Genomic DNA, 21426 nt, shown 5'->3' with positions numbered 1-21426 from the left:
CCGCGTAGGCGATGGTGCCGTCGGGGCGGTGGTGGAACCACTCGGGGTGCTTGTGCACCCAGGGGTGGTCGGGGGAGCACTGCAGGGCGAAGTCGAGCGCGATCTCCAGGCCGTGGCCGCGGGCCTGCTCGACGAACCAGGTGAAGTCCTGAAGGGTGCCCAGGGCGGGGTGGACGGCGTCGTGGCCGCCCTCGGGCGAGCCGATGGCCCAGGGCACCCCGACGTCGTCGGGGCCCGGGGAGAGGGTGTTGTTCTTGCCCTTGCGGAAGGTCGCGCCGATGGGGTGGATGGGGGGCAGGTAGACCACGTCGAAGCCCATCGCCGCGATCGCCGGCAGGCGGCGCGCGGCGGTGCGGAACGTGCCGTGCGGCTGCTCGGCCGTGCCCTCGGAGCGGGGGAAGAACTCGTACCAGGAGCCGTACAGGGCCCGCTCCCGCTCCACCAGCAGCGGCAGCGGTTCACTGCTGGTGACCAGATCCCGCAGCGGATGCCGCGCCAGCACCTCGTCGACCTCCGGCGTCAACGCCGCCGCCAGCCGCGACGCCGCCGGGCGGTTCTCGTCCCGCAGGGCCTCCACGGCGGCCAGCACCACGTCCCGCCGGCCCCCCTCGGGCACACCGGCGGCCGCCCGCTCGTACAGGCGCGCGCCCTCCTCCAGGACGAGGTCGGTGTCCAGGCCCGCCGGGATCTTGATCTCGGCGTGGTGGCGCCAGGTGGCCACCGGATCGCCCCACCCCTCCACGGTGAACGTCCACAGGCCGGGTTCGCCGGCGGTCACCTCGGCGCCCCACCGGTCCGTCCCCGGGGCCAGCTCCCGCATCGGCGTCCACGGCCCGGGGCGCCCGGCGGGGTCTCTCAGGACGACGTTGGCGGCGACCGCGTCGTGGCCCTCCCGGAACACGGTCGCCGAGATCTCGAAGGTCTCGCCGGTCACGGCCTTGGCCGGCCGGCGGCCGTGCTGGACGACCGGGCGGACGTCGAGGACGGGTATGCGCCCGACGGCTGTCCCGTCGCCCGCGGGGGGTGGCTGCGAGCCCGGTGGACCGGCGTCGCCGGGGCGCACGGGGCGGGCTTCACCACCGGGCGCGCGCGCTCCGCTGCGGCGGGCCGGGGATGGTGAGGAATGGTGCTTGGCGGGCATGACCGCTCCTGTCCGCGTCAACGTGGGTGGGCGGATGTCTGTGGGGAGGTGGGTCCTGCGTGGTGCTCCTGAGAGGGGTACCCGGAGGAGCCTTCCCACCCTATTCGGGTGGGCAACCCGGCACTTTGTTAACTACTCACGCGTATGTCGACACATAAGACCGGCCTCGTCCGCGAGGGACGAGGCCGGCCCCGTGGCATGGACGCTCCTCCGCCTACCCCCGCGGCACCCGCAGTAACTTGTCCGGTGAACCGGTGCCCCGGCCCGACACCTTCCCCGTCGCCGCTTCCGCGACCAGGGCCCTCCTGACCTGGGCGGGAGTCGCCTTCGGATGATCGGCCAGGTAGAGCGCGGCCGCGCCCGCGGCGTGCGGGGAGGCCATCGAGGTGCCCGAGAAGGTGTCCCGTGCGGTGTCGCTCGCGGCGGACGCCGAGGTGATTCCGACGCCCGGGGCGAACAGATCGAGGGCCGGACCGTGGTTGGAGAAGGCCGGTTTCGTATCCCTGCGGTCGGTCGCGCCGACCGTGATCGCCTCCTTGACGCCGCCGGGGGAGTACAGGCCGGCCGGCCTGCCGTCGTTGCCCGCGGCGACCGTGTAGGTGACTCCGGAGGCGATGGAGGCGCGGACGGCGGCGTCCAGCCGGTCGTTGCGCGGGCCGCCCAGGCTGAGGTTGGCGACCGCGGGCTTCCTCGCGTGCCGGGTCACCCAGTCGATCCCGGCGATCACCCGGGCCGTGGTGCCCCCGCCCCTGGCGTCGAGGACGCGCACGGAGACGATCCGGGCCTTCTTGGCGACGCCGTGGGCCGTGCCGGCGATCGTGCCGGCGACGTGGGTGCCGTGGCCGCCCGCATCCGAGGCGGTCCCGTCGCTCCCCACGAAGTCCCAGCCGTGGCCGGCCCGGCCGCCGAACTCCCGGTGGGTGGTCCGGACGCCGGTGTCGATCACGTACACCGTCACACCGGCGCCCGCCGACCGGGGCGAGGTGTAGCCGCGATCCAGCGGCAGGGCGGACTGGTCGACGCGGTCCAGGCCCCAGGACGGGGGGTTGCGCTGGGTGCGCTCCGGGCGCACGCCGGTGTCGCGCCGGGTGCGCTCCAGGCGCACGCGGGTGTCCTGGACGACCGAGGCGACCCGCGGGTCGGCGGCCAGCCGCACCGCCTGTCTCTCGTCGGCCCGGACCGCGTAACCGTTCAGGACCGTGCCGTAGGTGTGGCTGATCCGCACCCCGTACCGCTCGGCCAGGTGCTTCCCGGCCGCGGACGGTGCCCGGGTGCCCTCCTTCAGCGTCACCAGGTAACTTCCGTGCACGGAGCCGGGTCCTCCGGCGCCGGGTATCCGCCCCTCCGGTACGGCGTGCGCGGGCAGGGTGATGGCCGAAAACGCGGCGGCGCAGATCGCCGCCGCCAGGCCCCCCGTCCAGCGCAGACGCCGCTCGCGCGTCCGTGCCATGGTCCGAGTTCCCCTCCTCGACTCGGCGTACGGCCACCGTGCGCTCGCCGCGTGGGGCCCGCGCGGGCCGGTACGCCACTGCGCAGCCTCTCGTGGCGTGCGCGGCACCACAAGGACGCCTGTGGGGGCGGAATCGGCCATATCCGGGAACAGGGCGGTTCCGGCCGATCGGGGGCGCGGGGGCGGAGCCTCAGCGGCGGCGGCACCGACGCCGGTACTGTCGTAGGAGACGTCGATGAAGCCCTGTGTCACAGCCCTGCGTCAACCAGCGAACGCGCCGAGGTGGAACCCGTGAAGGCGATCCGTCGATTCACCGTCCGACCCGTGCTCCCCGACCCGCTCCGGCAGCTCAGCGATCTGGCCCGCAATCTGCGCTGGTCCTGGCATGCGGAGACCCGGGACCTGTTCCAGTCCGTCGACCCCGAGCGGTGGGCCGCCTCGGGCGGCGACCCGGTCCGGCTGCTGGGGGGCGTGCCGCCGGCGCGGCTCGCGGAACTGGCCGGAGACCGTCGCTTCCTGCGCCGCCTCGCCGCGGTGGCGGGTGATCTGAACGACTACATGACCGGCGACCGCTGGTACCAGTCCCAGCCCGACGAACTGCCCGCCGCCATCGCCTACTTCTCACCCGAGTTCGGTATCACGGCCGCCCTGCCGCAGTACTCCGGCGGCCTCGGCATCCTGGCCGGAGACCACCTGAAGGCCGCCAGCGACCTCGGCGTCCCGCTGATCGGCGTCGGCCTGCTCTACCGGCACGGCTACTTCCGCCAGACGCTCTCCCGGGACGGCTGGCAGCAGGAGCACTACCCCGTCCTCGACCCCAACGAGCTGCCCCTGGTCCTCCTCGAGGAGCCCGACGGCACCCCCGCCCAGGTCGCCCTCGCCCTGCCGGGCGGCAAGCAGCTGCGCGCCCGGATCTGGCAGGCGCAGGTCGGCCGGGTCCCGCTGCTGCTGCTGGACTCGGACGTCGAGGAGAACGACCTCGGCGAGCGCGGCGTGACCGACCGGCTCTACGGCGGCGGCAGCGAGCACCGGCTGCTCCAGGAGATGCTGCTCGGCATAGGAGGGGTCCGGGCGGTGCGCACCTACTGCCGGCTGACCGGGCACCCCGGGCCGGAGGTGTTCCACACCAACGAGGGACACGCCGGGTTCCTCGGCCTGGAGCGGATCGCCGAGCTGTGCGCCGACGGCCTGGACTTCGACTCGGCGCTGGAGGCGGTCCGGGCCGGGACCGTCTTCACCACCCACACCCCCGTCCCGGCCGGTATCGACCGCTTCGACCGCGAGCTGGTCGCCCGCCACTTCGGCCCTGACGCGGAGCTGCCCCGCATCGACGTCGGACGCGTCCTCCGGCTCGGCATGGAGACCTACCCCGGCGGGGAGCCCAACCTGTTCAACATGGCCGTGATGGGCCTGCGCCTCGCCCAGCGCGCCAACGGCGTGTCCCTGCTGCACGGCAACGTCAGCCGCGAGATGTTCTCCGGGCTGTGGCCCGGCTTCGACGCCGACGAGGTGCCGATCACCTCCGTGACGAACGGGGTGCACGCGCCCACCTGGGTCGCCCCGGAGGTGTTCCGGCTCGGTGCCCGGCAGATCGGCGTCCAGCGCGCCGAGGACGCGCTGACCGTCGGCGGCTCCGACCGCTGGGACGCGGTGGCCGACATCCCCGACCAGGAGATCTGGGACCTGCGGCGGGGCCTGCGCGAGCAGCTCGTGACGGAGGTGCGGGAGCGGCTGCGGGCCTCCTGGCGGCAGCGCGGGGCGGCGACGGCCGAGCTGGGCTGGATCGACGGCGTGCTGGATCCGGACGTCCTCACCATCGGCTTCGCCCGGCGCGTCCCGTCGTACAAGCGCCTGACGCTGATGCTGCGCGACCGCGACCGGCTGATGGATCTGCTGCTGCACCCCGAGCGGCCGGTCCAGATCGTCGTGGCGGGCAAGGCGCACCCGGCCGACGACGGCGGGAAGCGGCTCGTGCAGGAGCTGGTGCGGTTCACGGACGACCCTCGGGTGCGGCACCGGATCGTGTTCCTGCCCGACTACGGCATGGCGATGGCGCAGAAGCTGTACCCGGGCTGCGACATCTGGCTGAACAATCCGCTCCGGCCGCTGGAGGCCTGCGGCACGTCCGGGATGAAGGCCGCGCTCAACGGTTGTCTCAATCTGTCCGTTCTCGACGGGTGGTGGGACGAATGGTTCCAGCCCGACTTCGGGTGGGCGATCCCGACGGCCGACGGGGTCGGGACCGACCCGGACCACCGCGACGACATAGAGGCCGCGGCGTTGTACGACCTGCTGGAACAGCGGGTGACGCCCCGCTTCTACGAGCGCGGCCGCAGCGGACTGCCCGACCGCTGGATCGAGATGGTCCGCCGGACGCTGAGCCTGCTCGGCCCGAAGGTGCTGGCCGGGCGGATGGTCCGCGAGTACGTGGAGCGGCTCTACACGCCGGCCGCGCTCGCCCACCGGTCCATGGATCCGGACGCGGCGCGCGATCTCGCGGAGTGGAAGGAGCGGGTGCGGGCGGCGTGGCCGGGGGTCACGGTCGACCATGTGGAGACGTCGGCATCACAGGCGCTGGCGGAGCTGGGGACGACGCTGGGGCTTCGGGTGCGGGTCGGTCTCGGTGATCTCGGGCCGGACGACGTCGATGTGCAGGTGGTGTCCGGGCGGGTGGACGAGGAGGACCGGATCGGTGACGCGACGGTTGTTCCTCTGAAGCCGGTGGGGTCCCCCGCGGGGGACGGGCGGTGGGTTTATGAAGGGCCCTTGTCCCTGGATCGCACCGGGCCCTTCGGGTACACGGTGCGGATCCTGCCGGCCCACCGGCTGTTGGCGTCCAGTGCGGAGCTGGGCTTGATGGCCGGGCCTTCTGAGGAACTGGTGGAGGCTGCGGGGTTGTTGATGCGGTGATATCGCCGTCTGCGGGCGCGTGGGGGCTTGGTCGCGCAGTTCCCCGCGCCCCTCAGGGAGCTGCGCTGCCCGGCGTTGCCAGGTTCCGCAGGACGGTGCCGCACCGTCGCGCATAGGCATGCTGGATTCCCCGGGTCGCCGGGCCTCCGGCCCTCGCGTACCACTTGGCGGCCCGGCTGAAGGCGTTCACCGTCAGCCATACGGTGCCGTCGCCCGTGCGGTCGACGACGAAGGACTCCTCGCCGCACTCGGGGTGGCCGGGCAGCGTTCCGTAGGCCCAGCCGGCGCGGCGGGGTTCCTCGATCGTCCAGATCACCCGGCAGGGGGCCTTGATCATGCCGGCCAGGGTGACGGTGACGTCGACGCCGGGGGCGGCCCGGTCCGCGCTCGCGTCGACGCCGACGCCCACCGCCCGGTGCATCTCCCAGGTGAGGACCGCTTCCGAGGCCCGGCGGAAGAGCTCCTCGCCCTCGCCGAGGCGGGTGCGTACGTTCATGGGGCGGAAGCCGGGAGGGCAGAACCCCTCGTCGCGGGTGGCGCCGACATCGGCGTAGGTGAAGTCCTCGGAAGACATGGTCCCCAAGAGTAGGGCGTTACCCGGAGCGACGGCCGCTCCGGGTACCGCCCGTCGATCCTGCTCGGTCAGCCGACGTTGACGGCCGACCAGGCGGCCGCGACCGCCTTGTACTCGGTGCTGTTCGCGCCGTACAGGGCCGAGGCCGCGTTCAGGGTCGCCGTGCGGGCCTGCGCGTACCTGGTCGTCGACGTCATGTACGTCGTCAGCGCCTTGTACCAGATCTGCAGCGCCTTGGTGCGGCCGATGCCGGTGACCGTGGAGCCGTTGGACGTGGGCGAGTTGTAGGTCACGCCGTTGATGGTCTTCGAGCCGCTGCCCTCGGACAGCAGGTAGAAGAAGTGGTTGGCGGGACCGGAGGAGTAGTGGACGTCCACGCTGCCGAGGCTGGAGGACCAGGCGTCCTTGGACGAGCCGTCCTTGCTGGGCTTGTCCATGTAGCGCAGCGGGGAGCCGTCGCCGTTGATGTCGATCTCCTCGCCGATGAGGTAGTCACCGACGTCCGAGGAGTTGCCCGCGAAGAACTCCGCGCCCGCGCCGAAGATGTCGGAGGTGGCCTCGTTCAGACCGCCGGACTCGCCGCTGTAGTTCAGGCCCGCGGTGGCCGACGTCAGGCCGTGGCTCATCTCGTGGGCGGCCACGTCCAGGGAGGTCAGCGGGTGGGTGTTGCCCGAGCCGTCGCCGTAGGTCATGCAGAAGCAGCTGTCGGACCAGAAGGCGTTGACGTAGCTGTTGCCGTAGTGGACGCGGGAGTAGGCGGCCTTGCCGTCGTTGCGGATGCCGTTGCGGTCGAAGGTGCTCTTGTAGAAGTCCCAGGTGATCTGGGCGCCGTAGTGGGCGTCGGCGGCCGCGGTCTCGGCGTTGGACGGGTTGCCGGTGCCCCAGACGTCGTCGGAGCCGGAGAAGAGGGTGCCGGTGCCGGACGTGCCGCGATTGAGGTTGTACGTCTTGTGGCCGCCGCGGGTGCCGTCGGTGAGGTTGTACGACGTGCCCGACTTGGTGGTGCTGAGGCTGACCGTTCCGCTGTACGTCGTGTTGCCGGTGCCGGTTTCGATGCCCTGGTACTCGTAGAGCTTCTTGCCGGTCGCGGCATCGGTGACGACGTGCAGCTCGTTCGGCGTGCCGTCCTCCTGGAGACCGCCGACCACCGTCTCGTAGGCGAGGGTGGGCTTGCCGCCGGCCGCCCAGATCACCTTGCGGGGCGAGGAGTCCGCATCGGTCTTCTTCGAGCCGGCCGCCTTCGCGAGGGCCACGGCCTGCTTCTCCGCCTTGGCGGCGGTGACCGCCGGCTTGAGCGAGGCGACCTTCAGAGCGGCCTTCGTCGCTCTGGTGACGCCCTTGGTCTCACCGGACTTCGACTCGTGCACGACGAGGTCGCCGCCGAGGACCGGCAGGCCCGCGTAGGTGCGCTCGTAGCGGGTGTGGACGGAGCCGTCGGCGTCCTTCACGACGTCCTTGACGACCAGCTTCTCCTGGGCGCCGAGGCCTATCTCGTCGGCGGTCCCGGCGGCGTCCGCCTGCTGCTCCTTGATGAGGGCGGTGCGGGCGGGGGCGGAGAGCAGGACGGGCGCGGCGGCGAGGGCCGGCTTGCCGGTGGCGGAGTCGGCGGCGGCGCTGCTGCCGGAGGTCAGACCGGTGGTGAGCAGGGCACCGGCCGCGACGGCGGTGGCGATGGCCAGCGTGGTGCGGTTGTGACGCGCGTAGCGAGGGGAGGTCACACGAGCTCCTAGATGTGGGGGAACTGCTGGGGTGGGGGTGGTGCTGTGCGGCGGGTGGGGGAAGAGTGGCACCTCGGACGCGTACATGTCAGGAGAGGGAGTGATGTTGGCCGGAAATCGACGGCGAGGACGCGCGGTGCGCGACGCATGGGACGGGCGCCGCCCCGGGGGAGTCGAACCCGCCGGGACGGCGCCCTGACTCGGGAGCCGCGAACCAGTGACCCACGGCCTACGGGAAGGTCAGCTTCCAGCTGTTGATGTAGCCGGTGTCGATGGCCGCGTTGTCCTGGACCCGCAGCTGCCAGACGCCGTTGGCGGCCTCGGAGGACGCGTTCACCGTGTAGGTGGTGTCGATGTTGTCCGCGCTGCCGCCGGTGCCGTAGCCCTTGAGCGTGTACGCGGTGCCGCCGGGGGCGACCAGCTCCACCTTCAGGTCGCCGATGTAGGTGTGGACGATGTCCACGGCCACCTGGAGGTTGGCCGGTGCGTTGCCCGTCCGGCCGGAGACGGTGATCGACGAGGTGACCGCCGCACCCCGGTCCGGGATCGCCACGTCGGCGGTGTTCTCGAAGGACGTGCCGCCCCCGCCGCCACCGCCGGAGCGGGCTCCGACGTTCACGCCCGCCCACGCGTCCTGGACCGCCTTGTACTCGGCGCTGTCCGTGCCGTAGAGCTCACCCGTCGCCGCGAGGGTGCCGGTGCGGGCCCCCGCGTAGTTGGTCGTCGAGGTGAACTTCGTGGTCAGTGCGCGGAACCAGATCTTCTCGGCCTTGTCCCGGCCGATGCCGGTGACCGGAAGGCCGTCGGAGGTGGCCGAGTTGTAGGTGACACCGTTGATGGTCTTGGTGCCGCTTCCCTCGCTCAGCAGGTAGAAGAAGTGGTTCGCCGGACCGGACGAGTAGTGGACGTCGATCGAGCCGATGCCCGAGTACCAGCTGTCCTTGGACGAGCCGTCCTTGCTGGGCTTGTCCATGTAGCGCAGCGGCGTGCCGTCGCCGTTGATGTCGATCTCCTCGCCGATGAGGTAGTCACCGACGTCGGAGGAGTTGTTCGCGTAGAACTCGACCGTGGAGCCGAAGATGTCGGAGGTGGCCTCGTTCAGGCCGCCGGACTCCCCGCTGTAGTTGAGGCCCGCGGTGTTGGAGGTGAGCCCGTGGGTCATCTCGTGGGCGGCCACGTCGATCGACGTCAGCGGGTTCGCGTTGCGGGAGCCGTCGCCGTAGGTCATGCAGAAGCAGCTGTCCGACCAGAACGCGTTGACGTAGTTGTTGCCGTAGTGGACCCGGGAGTACGCGCCCACGCCGTCCCCGCGGATACCGGTGCGGCCGTGCACGTTCTTGTAGTAGTCCCAGGTGAGCGCGGCACCGTAGTGCGCGTCGGCGCCCGCGGACTCCAGGTCGGACGGGCTGCCGTTGCCCCAGACGTCGTCGGAGCCGGAGAAGAGCGTGCCGGTGCCGGAGGTGCCGCGGCCCAGGTTGTACGTCTTGTGGTTGCCGCGGGCGCCGTCGGTGAGGTTGTACGCCGACCCGGACTGCGTGGTGGTCAGGTCGACCGTGCCGGAGTACACCGTGTTGCCGGTGCCGGTCTCGACCGCCTCCCACTCGTACAGCTTCTCGCCGGTGGTGGCGTCGGTGACGACGTGCAGTTCCTGCGGGGTGCCGTCGTGCTGGAAGCCGCCGACGACCGTCTCGTACGCCACGGCCGGCTTGCCGTTCGCCGCCCAGATCACCTTGCGGGGCTCACGGTTGATGCCGGGGCTCTTGGCCTCGTCGGCCTTGCCCGCGGACAGGGCCTGCTGCCGGGCCTTCGCGGCGGGCACCGCGGCCTTCGTGGTGGCCGGCTGGATCGCGGCGCGGGTGGCCTTCACGACCGACGCCGTGGCGTCCGCCTTCGTGCGCTCGACGACCAGGTCGCCGCCGAGCACCGGCAGACCGTCGTAGGTGCGCTCGTAGCGGGTGTGCACCGTGCCGTCGCGGTCCTTGAGGACGTCGCGGACGACCAGCTTCTCCTTGGCGCCGAGGCCCAGTTCATGGGCGGCCCGCGCCTTCCCGGCGTCGGCTTCCCGGATCAGGGCGGCCCGCTGGGCGGGGGTGAGCTTGACCGACTGCGCGCCGGGATTCGCCCGGCTCGCGGCCGACGGTGCCTTCTCCGGGGCCGCGGTCGCGGTGCCGCTCTGCACGGCCGCGGCGATCAGCGCGGCGACGCCGGCGAGGGCTACGGCCGCGGCGCGGCGGGGGGTGTGGGGAGTGCGTCTGTGGGAGGTGCCTCTTCGCGAGGAACTGCTTGTCAACACTGGCTCCTTCTGCGGGACCGGGGGTCGCCCGGCCTGGGGAGGTGGAGGTGTTGCCGTGGGGTTGCCGTGGAGCAGTCGTGGGAAGCGTGGCAGGGGAGCGCGCTTACTGTCAGGAGCGCGTCAAAACTATGGCCGGAAAACAGTCCGTTGACCGGAAGTTCATGTTCGTTATGTGGACACTTTTCCGGCGCCGGGCAGGTCACCGTGCCACGAGTGCCACAGCGCCGCGTACGCCCCGCCTGCCGCCACCAGCTCGTCGTGCGTGCCGAGTTCGGTGAGCAGCCCGTCCTCCATCACGGCCACCCGGTCGGCGTCGTGCGCGGTGTGCAGCCGGTGTGCCACGGCGATGACGGTACGCCCCTCGAGGACGGCGGCCAGGGCGCGCTCGGTGTGGCGGGCGGTCGTCGGGTCGAGCAGAGCGGTCGCCTCGTCGAGGATCAGGGTGTGCGGATCCGCCAGCACCACACGGGCCAGGGCGAGTTGCTGGGCCTGCGAGCCGTCGGTACGGTGACCGCCCTGTCCCAGCGGAGTGTTCAGGCCCTCGGGCAGCTCCCGCACCCAGGCGTCGGCGCCGACCGCGGCCAGCGCCCTCCACACGTCCTCGTCCGTGGCGGCCGGTTCGGCGATGCGCAGATTGTCGCGGACCGTGCCCAGAAACACGTGGTGCTCCTGGGTGACCAGGACGACCTGACGCCGCAGCCGCTCCGGCCCGAGCTCCACGACGGGCACACCACCGACCGTCACCGAGCCGGCGGTCGGCGCGTCGATGCCCGCCATCAGCCGGCTCAGCGTGGACTTGCCGGCGCCGGACGGCCCCACCACCGCCAGCCGTTCCCCGGGCGTCACCGTCAGGTCGACGCCGCGCAGTACCTCGGCGCCGCCGTCGTAGGAGTAGCGCACGCCGGTGACGTCGACGCGGTCGCCGTCCGGGTCGGGGCCGTCGGCCTCCCCGGCCGCCCGCGGGGCCTGGGCCAGCCCCTCCACCCGGGCGAACGAGGCGGCGCCGGCCTGCAGTTGCTCGATCCGGACCAGGACCTCGTCCAGCGGCGCGCTCAGCTGCGTCAGATACAGGGCCGCCGCCACCACCGCTCCGAGGCTCATCGAGCCGGACGAGTGCAGGGCGCCGCCGATCACCAGCACTCCGGCCACCGGGAGGACGTACGACGTCTCCATGACCGGAAAGAACACCGAGCGCAGGAAGAGCGTGTGGAAACGGGTCCGGCGGGAGGTCTCCAGGGCGTCCCGGCTCGCGGCCGTCCGCTGCGCCTGCAGCCCGAACGCCTCCACCGTGCGCGCCCCGGCCGCCGTCGAGGCCACGATCTCAGCCACGTCCGACGTGGCGGCCCCCTCGGCGAGATACCCGTCCCGGGCCCGGCGCAGGTACCAGCGCAACGCGATCCAGATGGGAGTCAGTGCCAGCAGCGCGAGGGCGCCGAGCAGCGGGTTCACCAGGAACACCGCGACGACCAGGAACACCGCCTGAACCAGGTTGACCAGCAGGATCGGACCCGCGTCCCGCAGCGTGTTGCCGACGGTCGTCACGTCCGCCGTTCCGCGTGCCGTCAGGTCACCGGTGCCGGCCCGCTCCACCACCGAAGCGGGCAGCGTCAGCGCCCGGTCCACGAACCGTTCCCGCACCCGGGCCAGGGTCCGCTCCCCGAAGCGGTGCCCCACGTAGCGGGCCCAGCGTGCCAGCAGCACCTGCGCCAGCGCGCACAGCAGCAGGAGCAGTGCCAGCCGGTCCACGGCGGCCACCCCCTGCCCGGCCCGCACGTCGTCGATCATCCGGCCCAGCAGCCACGGGCCGGCCAGTCCGGCCACTGCCGCCAGCGCGTTCAGACCCAGGACGACACCGAAGGAACGGACATCGGCCCGGACGAGCCCGAGCAGGGCGCGCCGCACGTCGGCCCGTTCGGCGACCGGCAGGTGTCCGTGGCTCATCGCGCAACCTCTTCCGTGTCCCGCGCCACGAGCGCCCGGTAGGCGGGGACGGTGTCGAGCAGTTCATGGTGGGTGCCGGAGGCCTCGACCTTGCCGTCCCTGAGGTAGTGGACGGTGTCCGTGCGGTCCAGGACGAGCGGGGAGGTGGCGGCCACGACGGTGGTGCGGCCTTCCCGGGCCGCCCTCAGACGGGCGGCGACCTTGGCTTCCGTGTGAGCGTCCAGGGCCGACGTGGGTTCCACGGCGAGGAGGATCTCGGGGTCGGCCAGGAGGGCTCTGGCCAGGCGGACGCGCTGGCGCTGGCCGCCGGAGAGATTGCGGGCCTGGGCGTCCATGGGAGTGTCCAGGCCTTGGGGTAGGGCCTGGACGATGTCTTCTGCCGCGGCAGTGTGGAGCGCGGTTCGGATTGCCGGTTGTTCGCCGTGGGCGGGTGCGGGCCGTTCGTGGCTTGTCGCGCCCCGCGGCTGAGCCGCACATCGACGTGTTCCCGCGCCCCCAAAGGGCCTGATCATGCCATGCAGAGTGTCCGCGAACAGGTCGGCCTCGTGGTCGGCCAGCAGGATGCGCTCCCGGATCTGCGGGAGGGCGATGTCCTCCAGCCGTACCCCGCCCCAGGTCGCGTCCGAGGGGGCGTAGCGGGCGAGGCGGTCCAGGATCGTCGTCGCATCCGCAGGGTGTTCCGCCACCAAGGCGGTGAGACGGCCCGGGAGGATGCGTACGCCCGACTCGGGGTCGTACAGCACCGACGGTTCCGCGGGGGCGTCCCGTGTCCCCGTGTCGGGCATCGGCTCCAGGCGCAGGAACCGTACGACGCGCCGTGCGGACACCAGGCCGCGGCTGATCTGGTAGCCGCACTCCACCAGGAAGGCCACCGGCCACACCAGCACCGCGACATAGCCGTAGACGGACACCAACTGGCCCACGGTGATGTCGCCGTGCGCGGCGAGGCGGGCCGCCAGCCAGGTCACCACCGCGAGGAACAGGGTCGGCAGCCCGATCCCCAGCGCCTGCACCCAGCTGGTCACCGCCCCCACCCGGTACCCCTGCTCACGCAGCCGCCGCGAGTCCTCCCGGAAGGCGTCCGCCACCAGCTGCTTGCCGCCCAGGCCGGCGAGGACCCGCAGTCCCCCCGCGAGGTCGCCGATCCGCGCGGTGAGCACGCCCTGCCGCTCGCGGTACTCGGCCTCCGACCCCTGCAACCGCCCGAGCAGTGGCCCGACCAGCAGGGCGAGAGCCGGCAGGCCGAGCAGGACGACCACGGCCACGAGCCCCGACACCGACACCAGCAGCACGGCGATGACCAGATAACCGAGAACCGCTCCGACGCCGGGTCCGACGACCGTCAGCGACTGGCTGACCGTCTGCACGTCGCCCACACCGATCGTGACGACCTCACCGGCGCCCGTCTGCCGCCGCAGGGAGGCACCCAGCCGCACCGCGTGGCCGACGACAACCTTCACCGTGCGGAAGTTGGCGTCCATGCGGACACGGGTCATCGTGCGGTGCCGCATGATGCTCAGCCACGCGTTGAACGCCCCCACCGCGAACAGCGCCCCGCTCCAGGCGGTAAGGGCGCCCATGTCACCGGGTTCGAGACCGTCGTCGATCGCCCGGGACATCAGATACGGGGTCGCCGCCAGCAGCACCATCCAGACGCTGCCGAACATCGCCCCGGCGGCGCACCGCCCGGGCTGTCTGGCGACCAGCCACCACAGGTACCGGGCACCACCACGCCGGTCGGGAGTGCCCGGGTCCTCGTACGCGTCGATCATCCACCGGCCCTTCGCCGCCGCCCTACGCCAGACTGTCCCGCCAGGCCCGGTGCAGATCCGCGAACCTGCCCGTGCCCGCGACGAGTTCGGCCGGCTCGCCGTCCTCCACGATCTTCCCCTGTTCCATCACCAGAACACGGTCCGCGATCTCGACCGTCGACAGCCGGTGCGCGATGACCACCGCCGTACGGCCCTTCAGCACCGTCGCCATCGCCCGCTGCACCGCCCGCTCGCCCGGGATGTCCAGCGAGCTGGTCGCCTCGTCGAGGATCAGCACCGCCGGGTCGGCCAGCAACGCCCGCGCGAACGCCACCAGCTGGCGCTGGCCGGCCGAGATGCGGCCGCCCCGCTTGCGTACGTCGGTGTCGTAGCCGTCGGGCAGGGCGCTGATGAAGTCGTGCGCGCCGATCTCCTTCGCCGCCCGCTCGATCTCCTCGCGGCCGGCGTCCGGGCGTCCGACAGCGATGTTCTCGGCGACCGTGCCCGAGAAGAGGAACGCCTCCTGCGTCACCATGACCACTGCGCGCCGCAGTTCGGGCACGGCGAGGTCGCGCAGGTCGACGCCGTCCAGCAGCACCCGGCCGTCGGAAGGGTCGTAGAAGCGGGCCAGGAGCTTCGCCAGCGTCGACTTGCCGGCGCCCGTGGAGCCGACGACCGCGACCGTCTGACCGGCGGGGATCGTCAGGTCGAAGCGGGGCAGCACCTCGCCGCCGGTGCGGTAGCCGAAGCGGACGCCGTCGAAGACGACCTCGCGGCCCGGGTGCTCGCCCGCCGGCGGCAGCTGCCGCGGGGCCGACGGCTCGGGCACGGACGGGGTCTGGGCGAGCAGTCCGGCGATCTTCTCCAGCGAGGCCGCCGCCGACTGGTACGAGTTGAGGAACATCCCGAGCCGGTCGATCGGGTCGTACAGCCGCCGCAGGTACAGCACCGCCGCCGCCAGCACACCGAGGGCCAGCGTGCCGTCCGCGACCCGGTAGGCGCCCCACAGCACGATCGCCGCGACGGCCGTGTTGGCGACCAGCCGCGAGCCGGTCACGTACCGGGCCATCTCCAGCAGCGCGTCGCCGTTGGTCCGCTCGTGCCGCTGGTTGAGCACGGCGAAGTCCGCGTCGTTGACGGCCTCGCGGCGGAAGGCGCGCACCGGCCGGATGCCGTTCATGGTCTCGACGAACTTGACGATGACGGCGGCGATCGCGGTGGACCGCGCCCGGTACACCCGTCCCGCACGCCGCTGGTACAGCCGGACCAGCGCGTAGAGCGGAACGAACGACGCCAGCGCCACGCCGCCCAGGCCCAGGTCCAGCCAGAGCAGCATCGCCGAGATGTAGACGAAGGACAGGATCACCGTCACGAGCTCCTGAAGGCCCTCGTCCAGCAGTTCCCGCAGTGACTCCACGTCCGTCGTGGAGCGGGAGATGAGCCGGCCCGAGGTGTAGCGCTCGTGGAAGTCGACGCTCAGCGCCTGGGCGTGGCGGAAGATCCGGCCGCGCAGGTCCAGCAGCACGTCCTGGCTCACCCGGGCCGCCGCCGCGACGAACGCGAACTGCAGGCCCCCGGCGGCCAGCGCGCAGGCGAGGTAGCCGGCGGCCACCACGACCAGCGGCCCGTGGTCCCCGGCCCGGAACGCCGGTACGGCACGGTCGATCGCGTACGCCACGAGCAGCGGTCCGGCCTGCACGACCGCCTGCTGGAGCAGCAGCAGGAGCGTCGTGACCGAGACGCGGGCCCTCAGGGGCGCGAGCAGGGAACGCAGCAGGGCGGCCGTGGCGCCCGGGGGAGTGGGCAGGACGTCCCGGTCGAAGGGGTCGCCGTCGGTGGGCCGGTCCTCGGGTTCCTGGTCGGCCGGAGCGGTGGTGGCCGCCGTCATCGTGCGCCCTCCTCTTTCCCTGACCGGTCCGCGGACATCAGGTGCGCGTACTCGGCGCTGGTTCGCAGCAGTTCGTGATGGGTGCCGACCGCGGCGATCCGGCCGCCGGACAGCAGGGCGACCCGGTCGGCCAGCAGCACGGTGGACGGGCGGTGCGCCACGATGAGGGCGGTGGTGTCCGCGAGGACGTGCCGCAGGGCGGCCTCCACGGCGGCCTCCGTGCGCACGTCCAGGGCCGACAGGGGGTCGTCCAGGACGAGGAACTCCGGCTGCCCGACGACGGCCCTGGCGAGCGCGAGGCGCTGCCGCTGCCCGCCGGAGAGGCTGAGGCCCTGCTCCCCGACCTGGGTGTCCGTCCCCTGCGGCAGCGCGTACACGAAGCCGGCCTGGGCGACGGACAGGGCGCGCTCCAGGTCGGCCGGGCCGGCGGTGTCCTGGGCTCCCATGAGAACGTTGTCGCCGACCGGGGCCGAGAAGAGGGTGGGTTCCTCGAAGGCGACGGCGACCTTGGCACGCAGGTCCTGTGCGGACAGGGCGGTGATGTCGACGCCGTCGAGGGTGATACGGCCCGAGGTCAGCTCGTACAGGCGGGGGATGAGCGCGGTGAGTGTGGTCTTGCCGCTGCCGGTGGCGCCGACCAGGGCCATGGATTCGCCGGGTCGGATGTGGAGATCGACCCCGTCGAGGACCGGCGGGGAGCCGGGCGGGGCGTCGGGGTAGCGGAACCGGACGTCGTCGAAGCGGAGGCCTCTCTCGCCCGGCTCCGTGGCGACGATGCTCCGCGCCGCGGTCCGTGCCCACCCGTTCCGCCCCGCGGAACGGCTGCCCTCAGCGGCAGCGGCCGCTCCCGCCTCCTCGACGTCCTCGTCCATCACCTCGAAATACCGCTCGGTCGCCGTCGCCGCCTCCTGGCTCATCGCCAGCAGGAACCCGATCGACTCCACCGGCCACCGCAACGCCAGCGCCGTCGACAGGAACGCCACCAGCGTGCCCGCCGACAGGCCTCCGTCGGCCACCTGGACGACCCCGACGACCAGCGCCGCCCCGATGGCGACCTCCGGCAGCGTCACGATGACGCCCCAGATCGTCGCCAGCAGCCGCGCCTTGCGCAACTCCGTGCCGCGCAGGGTCCCCGACAGGTCACTGAACGCCCGCGCCTGGTTGCGGTGGCGGCCGAAGCCCTTGATGACGCGGATGCCGAGCACGCTCTCCTCGACGACCGTGGTGAGGTCGCCGACCTGGTCCTGCGCGAGCCGTGCCACCTCGGCGTACCGCTTCTCGAAGATCACACAGGTCACCATGACGGGCACGGCCGGGCCGAGGATGACCAGCCCCAGGGTCCAGTCCTGGAGCAGCATGATGACCACGCCGACGACGATCGTCACCCCGTTGACCAGGAGGAACGTCAGCGGGAAGGCGAGGAACATGCGCAGCAGCATCAGGTCGGTGGTGCCCCGGGACAGCAACTGCCCGGACGCCCACCGGTCGTGGAAGGCGACCGGCAGCCGCTGCAGACGCCGGTACAACGCCGCCCGCATCGACGCCTCGACGTGGGACAGGGGCCGCGCCACCAGCCACCGCCGGAGCCCGAACAGCAGGGCCTCCGCGAAGCCGAGCAACAGCAGATACAGCGCCCCGAGCCCCACCCCGGCCGGATCACGGTCCGCGACCGGACCGTCCACCAGCCACTTCAGGACGAGCGGGATCACCAGACCCACGCAGGAGGCGAGTATCGCCACGAACGCGGCGGTGAACAGCCGCGCCCGTACGGGTCGCACGTACGGCCACAGGCGCAGCAGCGTACGCACGGAGGAGCGGTTCTGGGCGGGTGCGGGTGTGGTGGCCATCAGGAGCGAGCCTACGGACCGTCACTGACACTGCCCACCGAGTTTCTGCCGGTCGTGGGTCGGCCGTTGGTCCTACGACCTGCGTGTGGGCAGGCGCCTCGGGCAGCCGGCGCGCTGCCTCAGCCCGCCACCCGCAGCAACAGCACCGCCCGCTCCGGCACCGTGATCTCCGTCCCCGCCAGGTGCACCACGCCCGGCGCCTCTCCCTGCTCCTCCAGGCTCGTGTCCACGACGACCTCGTACCGCTCCGCCCAGGGCGGCCCCGGCAGCACGAAGCTCACCGGCCCCTCGCCCGCGTGCAGGACGGTCAGGAAGCTGTCGTCGAGGATCTGGTCCCCGCGCTCGTCCCGGCCCGGGATGTCCCGGCCGGACAGATACATGCCGAGCGTGGCGGCGGGCGCGTACCAGTCCCGCTCCGTCATCTCGGTGCCCTTGGTGGTGAACCAGGCCAGGTCGCGCAGTCCGTCCGCGGTCTGCGCCCGGCCGGAGAAGAACGCCCGGCGGCGCAGCACCGGGTGCCGGTGGCGCAGCCCGATCAGCCGGGAGGTCAGCTCGAACAGGGCCTTCCAGCCCGGATCCTCCAGCAGCCCCCAGTCCACCCAGCTGATCTCGTTGTCCTGGCAGTAGGCGTTGTTGTTGCCGCGCTGGGTGCGGCCGAGTTCGTCACCCGCGACCAGCATGGGCACGCCCGTCGACAGCAGCAGGGTGGTGAGCAGGTTCCTCAGCTGCCGCCTCCGGAGCGCCCGGACGCCCTCGTCCTCCGTCTCGCCCTCGGCGCCGCAGTTCCACGACCGGTTGTCGTCCGTGCCGTCCCGGTTGCCCTCGCCGTTCGCCTCGTTGTGCTTGCGCTCGTAACTCACCAGGTCGCGCAGGGTGAAACCGTCGTGCGCGGTGACGAAGTTGACGGACGCGTAGGGCCTGCGCCCGCCCCAGGCGTACAGGTCGCTGGAGCCCGACAGGCGGTAGCCCATCTCCCGTACGTCCGGCAGCGCGTGCCGCCAGAAGTCCCGCACGGCGTCCCGGTACCGGTCGTTCCACTCCGTCCACAGCGGCGGGAACGCCCCCACCTGGTACCCGCCCGAGCCGACGTCCCACGGCTCGGCGATCAGCTTCACCCGCCGCAGCACCGGGTCCTGGGCGATGACGGCCAGGAACGGGGAGAGCATGTCCACGTCGTGCATGGAGCGGGCCAGCGCCGCCGCCAGGTCGAAGCGGAAGCCGTCCACGCCCATCTCCGTGACCCAGTAGCGCAGTGAGTCGGTGATGAGCCGCAGGACGTGCGGCTGGACCACGTGCAGGGTGTTGCCGCAGCCGGTGTAGTCGGCGTAGCGGCGGGCGTCGTCCTGCAGGCGGTAGTAGCCGCGGTTGTCGATGCCCTTCAGGGAGAGCATGGGGCCGAGTTCGCCCGCCTCGGCGGTGTGGTTGTAGACCACGTCGAGGATGACCTCGATCCCGGCCGCGTGCAGGGCGCGCACCATGCGCTTGAACTCGCCGACCTGCTGCCCCCGCGTCCCGGAGGCCGCGTAGGCCGCGTGCGGGGCGAAGTAGCCGACGGAGTTGTAGCCCCAGTGGTTCCGCAGGCCCCTGCGCAGCAGGTGGTCCTCGTGCGCGAACTGGTGCACCGGCAGCAGCTCCACCGCCGTCACGCCCAGCTTCACCAGGTGCTCGATCGCGGCCGGGTGGGCGAGGCCGGCATAGGTGCCGCGCAGCTCCCCCGGGATGCCCGGGTGCCGCTGGGTGAAGCCCTTGACGTGCAGCTCGTAGATCACCGAGTCGGCCCACGGCGTCTTCGGGCGGCGGTCGTCCGCCCAGTCGTCGTCATCGTGGACGACGACGCCCTTGGGGACGTACGGCGCCGAGTCCCGCTCGTCGCGCACGGTGTCGGCGACGTGCTGCTGCGGCCAGTCGCGGACGTGCCCGTACACCTCCGCCGGCAGCGAGAAGTCCCCGTCCACCGCACGCGCGTACGGATCGAGGAGCAGCTTCGCCGGGTTCCAGCGGGCACCGGTCCAGGGGTCCCAGCGGCCGTGCACCCGGTAGCCGTACCGCTGCCCGGGCAGCACGCCCGGGACGAAGCCGTGCCAGATCCCGTGGGTCAGCTCGGCGAGCCGGACCCGCGACTCCTTGCCCGCCTCGTCAAAGAGGCACAGTTCGACCCCCTCGGCCCCGCCCGCCCACAGTGCGAAGTTGGTCCCCGCCACCCCGTCCCGGCCGACCCGGAACCGGGCACCCAGGGGTGTCGGCGCGCCCGGCCGGGCGGTCACCGTGGGCGGCTGCGCGGCCCGCCGTACACCGTTCGCGGCGGCCTGGCGCCCGTTCCCGGTGGTCCGATGACCGGCCACCGTCTCCTGCTCGGCTGCGCTGGACACCTCTCAGCCTCCCGCGGCTCGTGGGACGACGGGGGACAGAGGGGCGCGGCCCCGTGCTGCGTCCCGGTCGCGGCTCCCCTGCGCGTCGTCCTCCCCACTGTTCTGCCCAGAGCATGGGTCGCACTCACGTTTCCATCGGGGCGGGCATGGTCGTTTCCCGGGGACGCGGCCGGTCGTTGGGCACCTCGTGAGGCACGTACAAGGGCGCGCGCGGCGCGCGAGGGCCGCGCTGGCCGCCGTAGTGACATGGGCAGGGCTCCTGACCGGGGCAACGGGCTGTACCTCGGACGACGCGGGCGGGATCGCCGGTGCGTTCGGCGCGCCCCCGGCGCCCGAGGACGTCATCCGGATCTCCCCCGACGACGGCAGCAGGGGAGTGCGCCCCGGCCGGGAGCTGCGGGTGCGCGTGCCCGACGGCCGCCTGGAGTCGGTGAAGGTCGTCAGGTCGCAGGACGCGCAGGAGACCCCGGTGCCCGGGCGCCTCTCCGCCGACGGGCTGACCTGGGAACCCGAGGAGAAGCGGCTGGCGCTCGCCGCCAAGTACACGGTCGACGCGGTGGCCGTGGACGGCGAGGGCCGCCGCTCGGCCCGGCACACCACCTTCACGACGTACGTCCCCGAGGAACGCTTCATCGGCTACGTCTCCCCGGAGAACCGTGCCACGGTCGGCACCGGCATGATCGTCTCGCTGGAGTTCAACCGGGAGATCACCCGCCGCGCCGCCGTGGAACGCGCCGTGCGGGTCACCGCCCGGCCCGCCGTCGAGATCCGCCCGCACTGGTTCGGCCGGACCCGCCTCGACTTCCGCCCCGAGCACTACTGGAAGCCCGGCACCCGGGTGACCGTCACCCTGCGTCTGCGGGACGTCGAGGGCGCGAGCGGGGTCTACGGACTCCAGCACAAGTCGCTGTCCTTCACCGTCGGCCGCAGCCAGGTCTCCGTGGTCGACGCGGCCCGGCACACCATGGAGGTGCGGCGCGACGGTGAGGCGCTCGCCACCGTCCCGGTCACGGCCGGTGCCCCCAAGACCACCACGTACAACGGCAAGATGGTGGTGACCGAGATGCTCGAGGTCACCCGGATGAACGGTGCCACGGTCGGCTTCAAGAAGCGCGACGGCAAGAGCGAGTACGACATCCCGGACGTCCCGCACGCCATGCGCCTGACCGACTCCGGCACCTTCCTGCACGGCAACTACTGGGCACACCACACCGTCTTCGGACGCACCAACGTCAGCCACGGCTGCATCGGACTGCGCGATGTGAAGGGGGGCGGCCCGGCCACCCCGGCCGGCTGGTTCTTCGACCGCAGCCTTGTCGGGGACGTCGTGGAGGTCATCAACAGCGAAGACAAGACGGTCGCCCCCGACAACGGCCTGGGGGGCTGGAACATGGGCTGGGAGGCATGGAAGGCGGGCAGCTCGGTGAAGTAACCCGACAGGGGGGGCGGGGTGCTCCGGCTTTCCGCTGAGGTTGGGACTGAACAGTGACAATCACGGGCCGTCGGGGCCCGGCACCCTCTGGTTACTATTCGCCGGTGCGCGG

Annotated in this window: 12 protein-coding genes; 2 read left to right on the top strand and 10 right to left on the bottom strand. The window is 72.3% G+C overall.

All coding sequences use genetic code 11. The features are described from left to right. Nucleotides 1-1141: maltotransferase domain-containing protein (locus tag IE212_RS31055; protein ID WP_190201303.1), on the bottom strand; the 1141-nt coding region annotated here is incomplete at its 3' end. Between the two features lie 214 nt (nt 1142-1355). Continuing rightward, the gene (locus tag IE212_RS31050) at nt 1356-2591 is read right to left on the bottom strand and encodes a S8 family peptidase (protein WP_190201302.1); all 1236 of its coding nucleotides are present in this window, start codon (nt 2589-2591) and stop codon (nt 1356-1358) included. Nucleotides 2592-2882: 291 nt separating this feature from the next. Here IE212_RS31050 and IE212_RS31045 point away from each other — a divergent pair, with 291 nt between their 5' ends. Next, a complete protein-coding gene (locus IE212_RS31045; RefSeq protein WP_190201301.1) occupies nt 2883-5501 on the top strand; it encodes a glycosyltransferase family 1 protein in 2619 nt (872 codons plus the stop codon). Nucleotides 5502-5553: 52 nt separating this feature from the next. Here the strand turns inward: IE212_RS31045 and IE212_RS31040 are convergent, their stop codons facing one another. The 8 genes from IE212_RS31040 to glgX all read right to left on the bottom strand — a co-directional run bounded on the left by IE212_RS31040 (nt 5554) and on the right by glgX (nt 19882). Beyond that, the gene (locus tag IE212_RS31040; protein ID WP_190201300.1) at nt 5554-6075 is read right to left on the bottom strand and encodes a DUF1990 domain-containing protein; all 522 of its coding nucleotides are present in this window, start codon (nt 6073-6075) and stop codon (nt 5554-5556) included. A gap of 68 nt (nt 6076-6143) precedes the next feature. Beyond that, the gene (locus IE212_RS31035) at nt 6144-7793 is read right to left on the bottom strand and encodes a M4 family metallopeptidase (RefSeq protein WP_190201299.1); all 1650 of its coding nucleotides are present in this window, start codon (nt 7791-7793) and stop codon (nt 6144-6146) included. Nucleotides 7794-8022: 229 nt separating this feature from the next. Further along, nucleotides 8023-10083, bottom strand: coding sequence for a M4 family metallopeptidase (locus tag IE212_RS31030; RefSeq protein WP_190201298.1), 2061 nt, complete (start codon nt 10081-10083; stop codon nt 8023-8025). A gap of 171 nt (nt 10084-10254) precedes the next feature. Then, on the bottom strand, nt 10255-12027 hold the full coding sequence (locus IE212_RS31025; protein ID WP_190201297.1) for an ABC transporter ATP-binding protein: 1773 nt from the start codon (nt 12025-12027) through the stop codon (nt 10255-10257). Beyond that, nucleotides 12024-13799, bottom strand: a complete 1776-nt coding sequence (locus tag IE212_RS31020; RefSeq protein WP_190201296.1) for an ABC transporter ATP-binding protein — start codon at nt 13797-13799, stop codon at nt 12024-12026. The genes IE212_RS31025 and IE212_RS31020 overlap by 4 nt, the downstream gene beginning before the upstream one ends. Nucleotides 13800-13821: 22 nt before the next feature. Next, a complete protein-coding gene (locus IE212_RS31015; RefSeq protein ID WP_190201295.1) occupies nt 13822-15666 on the bottom strand; it encodes an ABC transporter ATP-binding protein in 1845 nt (614 codons plus the stop codon). Next, nucleotides 15663-17513 (bottom strand): ABC transporter ATP-binding protein, encoded by a 1851-nt coding sequence (locus IE212_RS31010; protein ID WP_190201294.1) that lies wholly within the window; start codon nt 17511-17513, stop codon nt 15663-15665. Before IE212_RS31010 ends, IE212_RS31015 begins: the two co-directional genes overlap by 4 nt. A gap of 119 nt (nt 17514-17632) precedes the next feature. Beyond that, on the bottom strand, nt 17633-19882 hold the full coding sequence (gene glgX / locus IE212_RS31005) for a glycogen debranching protein GlgX (protein WP_190201293.1): 2250 nt from the start codon (nt 19880-19882) through the stop codon (nt 17633-17635). A 187-nt stretch (nt 19883-20069) separates the two neighbouring features. On the opposite strand from glgX, the gene IE212_RS31000 reads away from it, so the two are divergent. Beyond that, nucleotides 20070-21314: a L,D-transpeptidase gene (locus IE212_RS31000; RefSeq protein WP_190201292.1), complete on the top strand. Its 1245-nt coding sequence runs from the start codon at nt 20070-20072 to the stop codon at nt 21312-21314. Nucleotides 21315-21426 lie beyond the last annotated feature (112 nt).

Source organism: Streptomyces djakartensis (assembly GCF_014651075.1).
Taxonomy (GTDB): Bacteria; Actinomycetota; Actinomycetes; order Streptomycetales; family Streptomycetaceae; genus Streptomyces; species Streptomyces djakartensis.
This window is presented reverse-complemented; position numbering and strand designations above follow the sequence as displayed.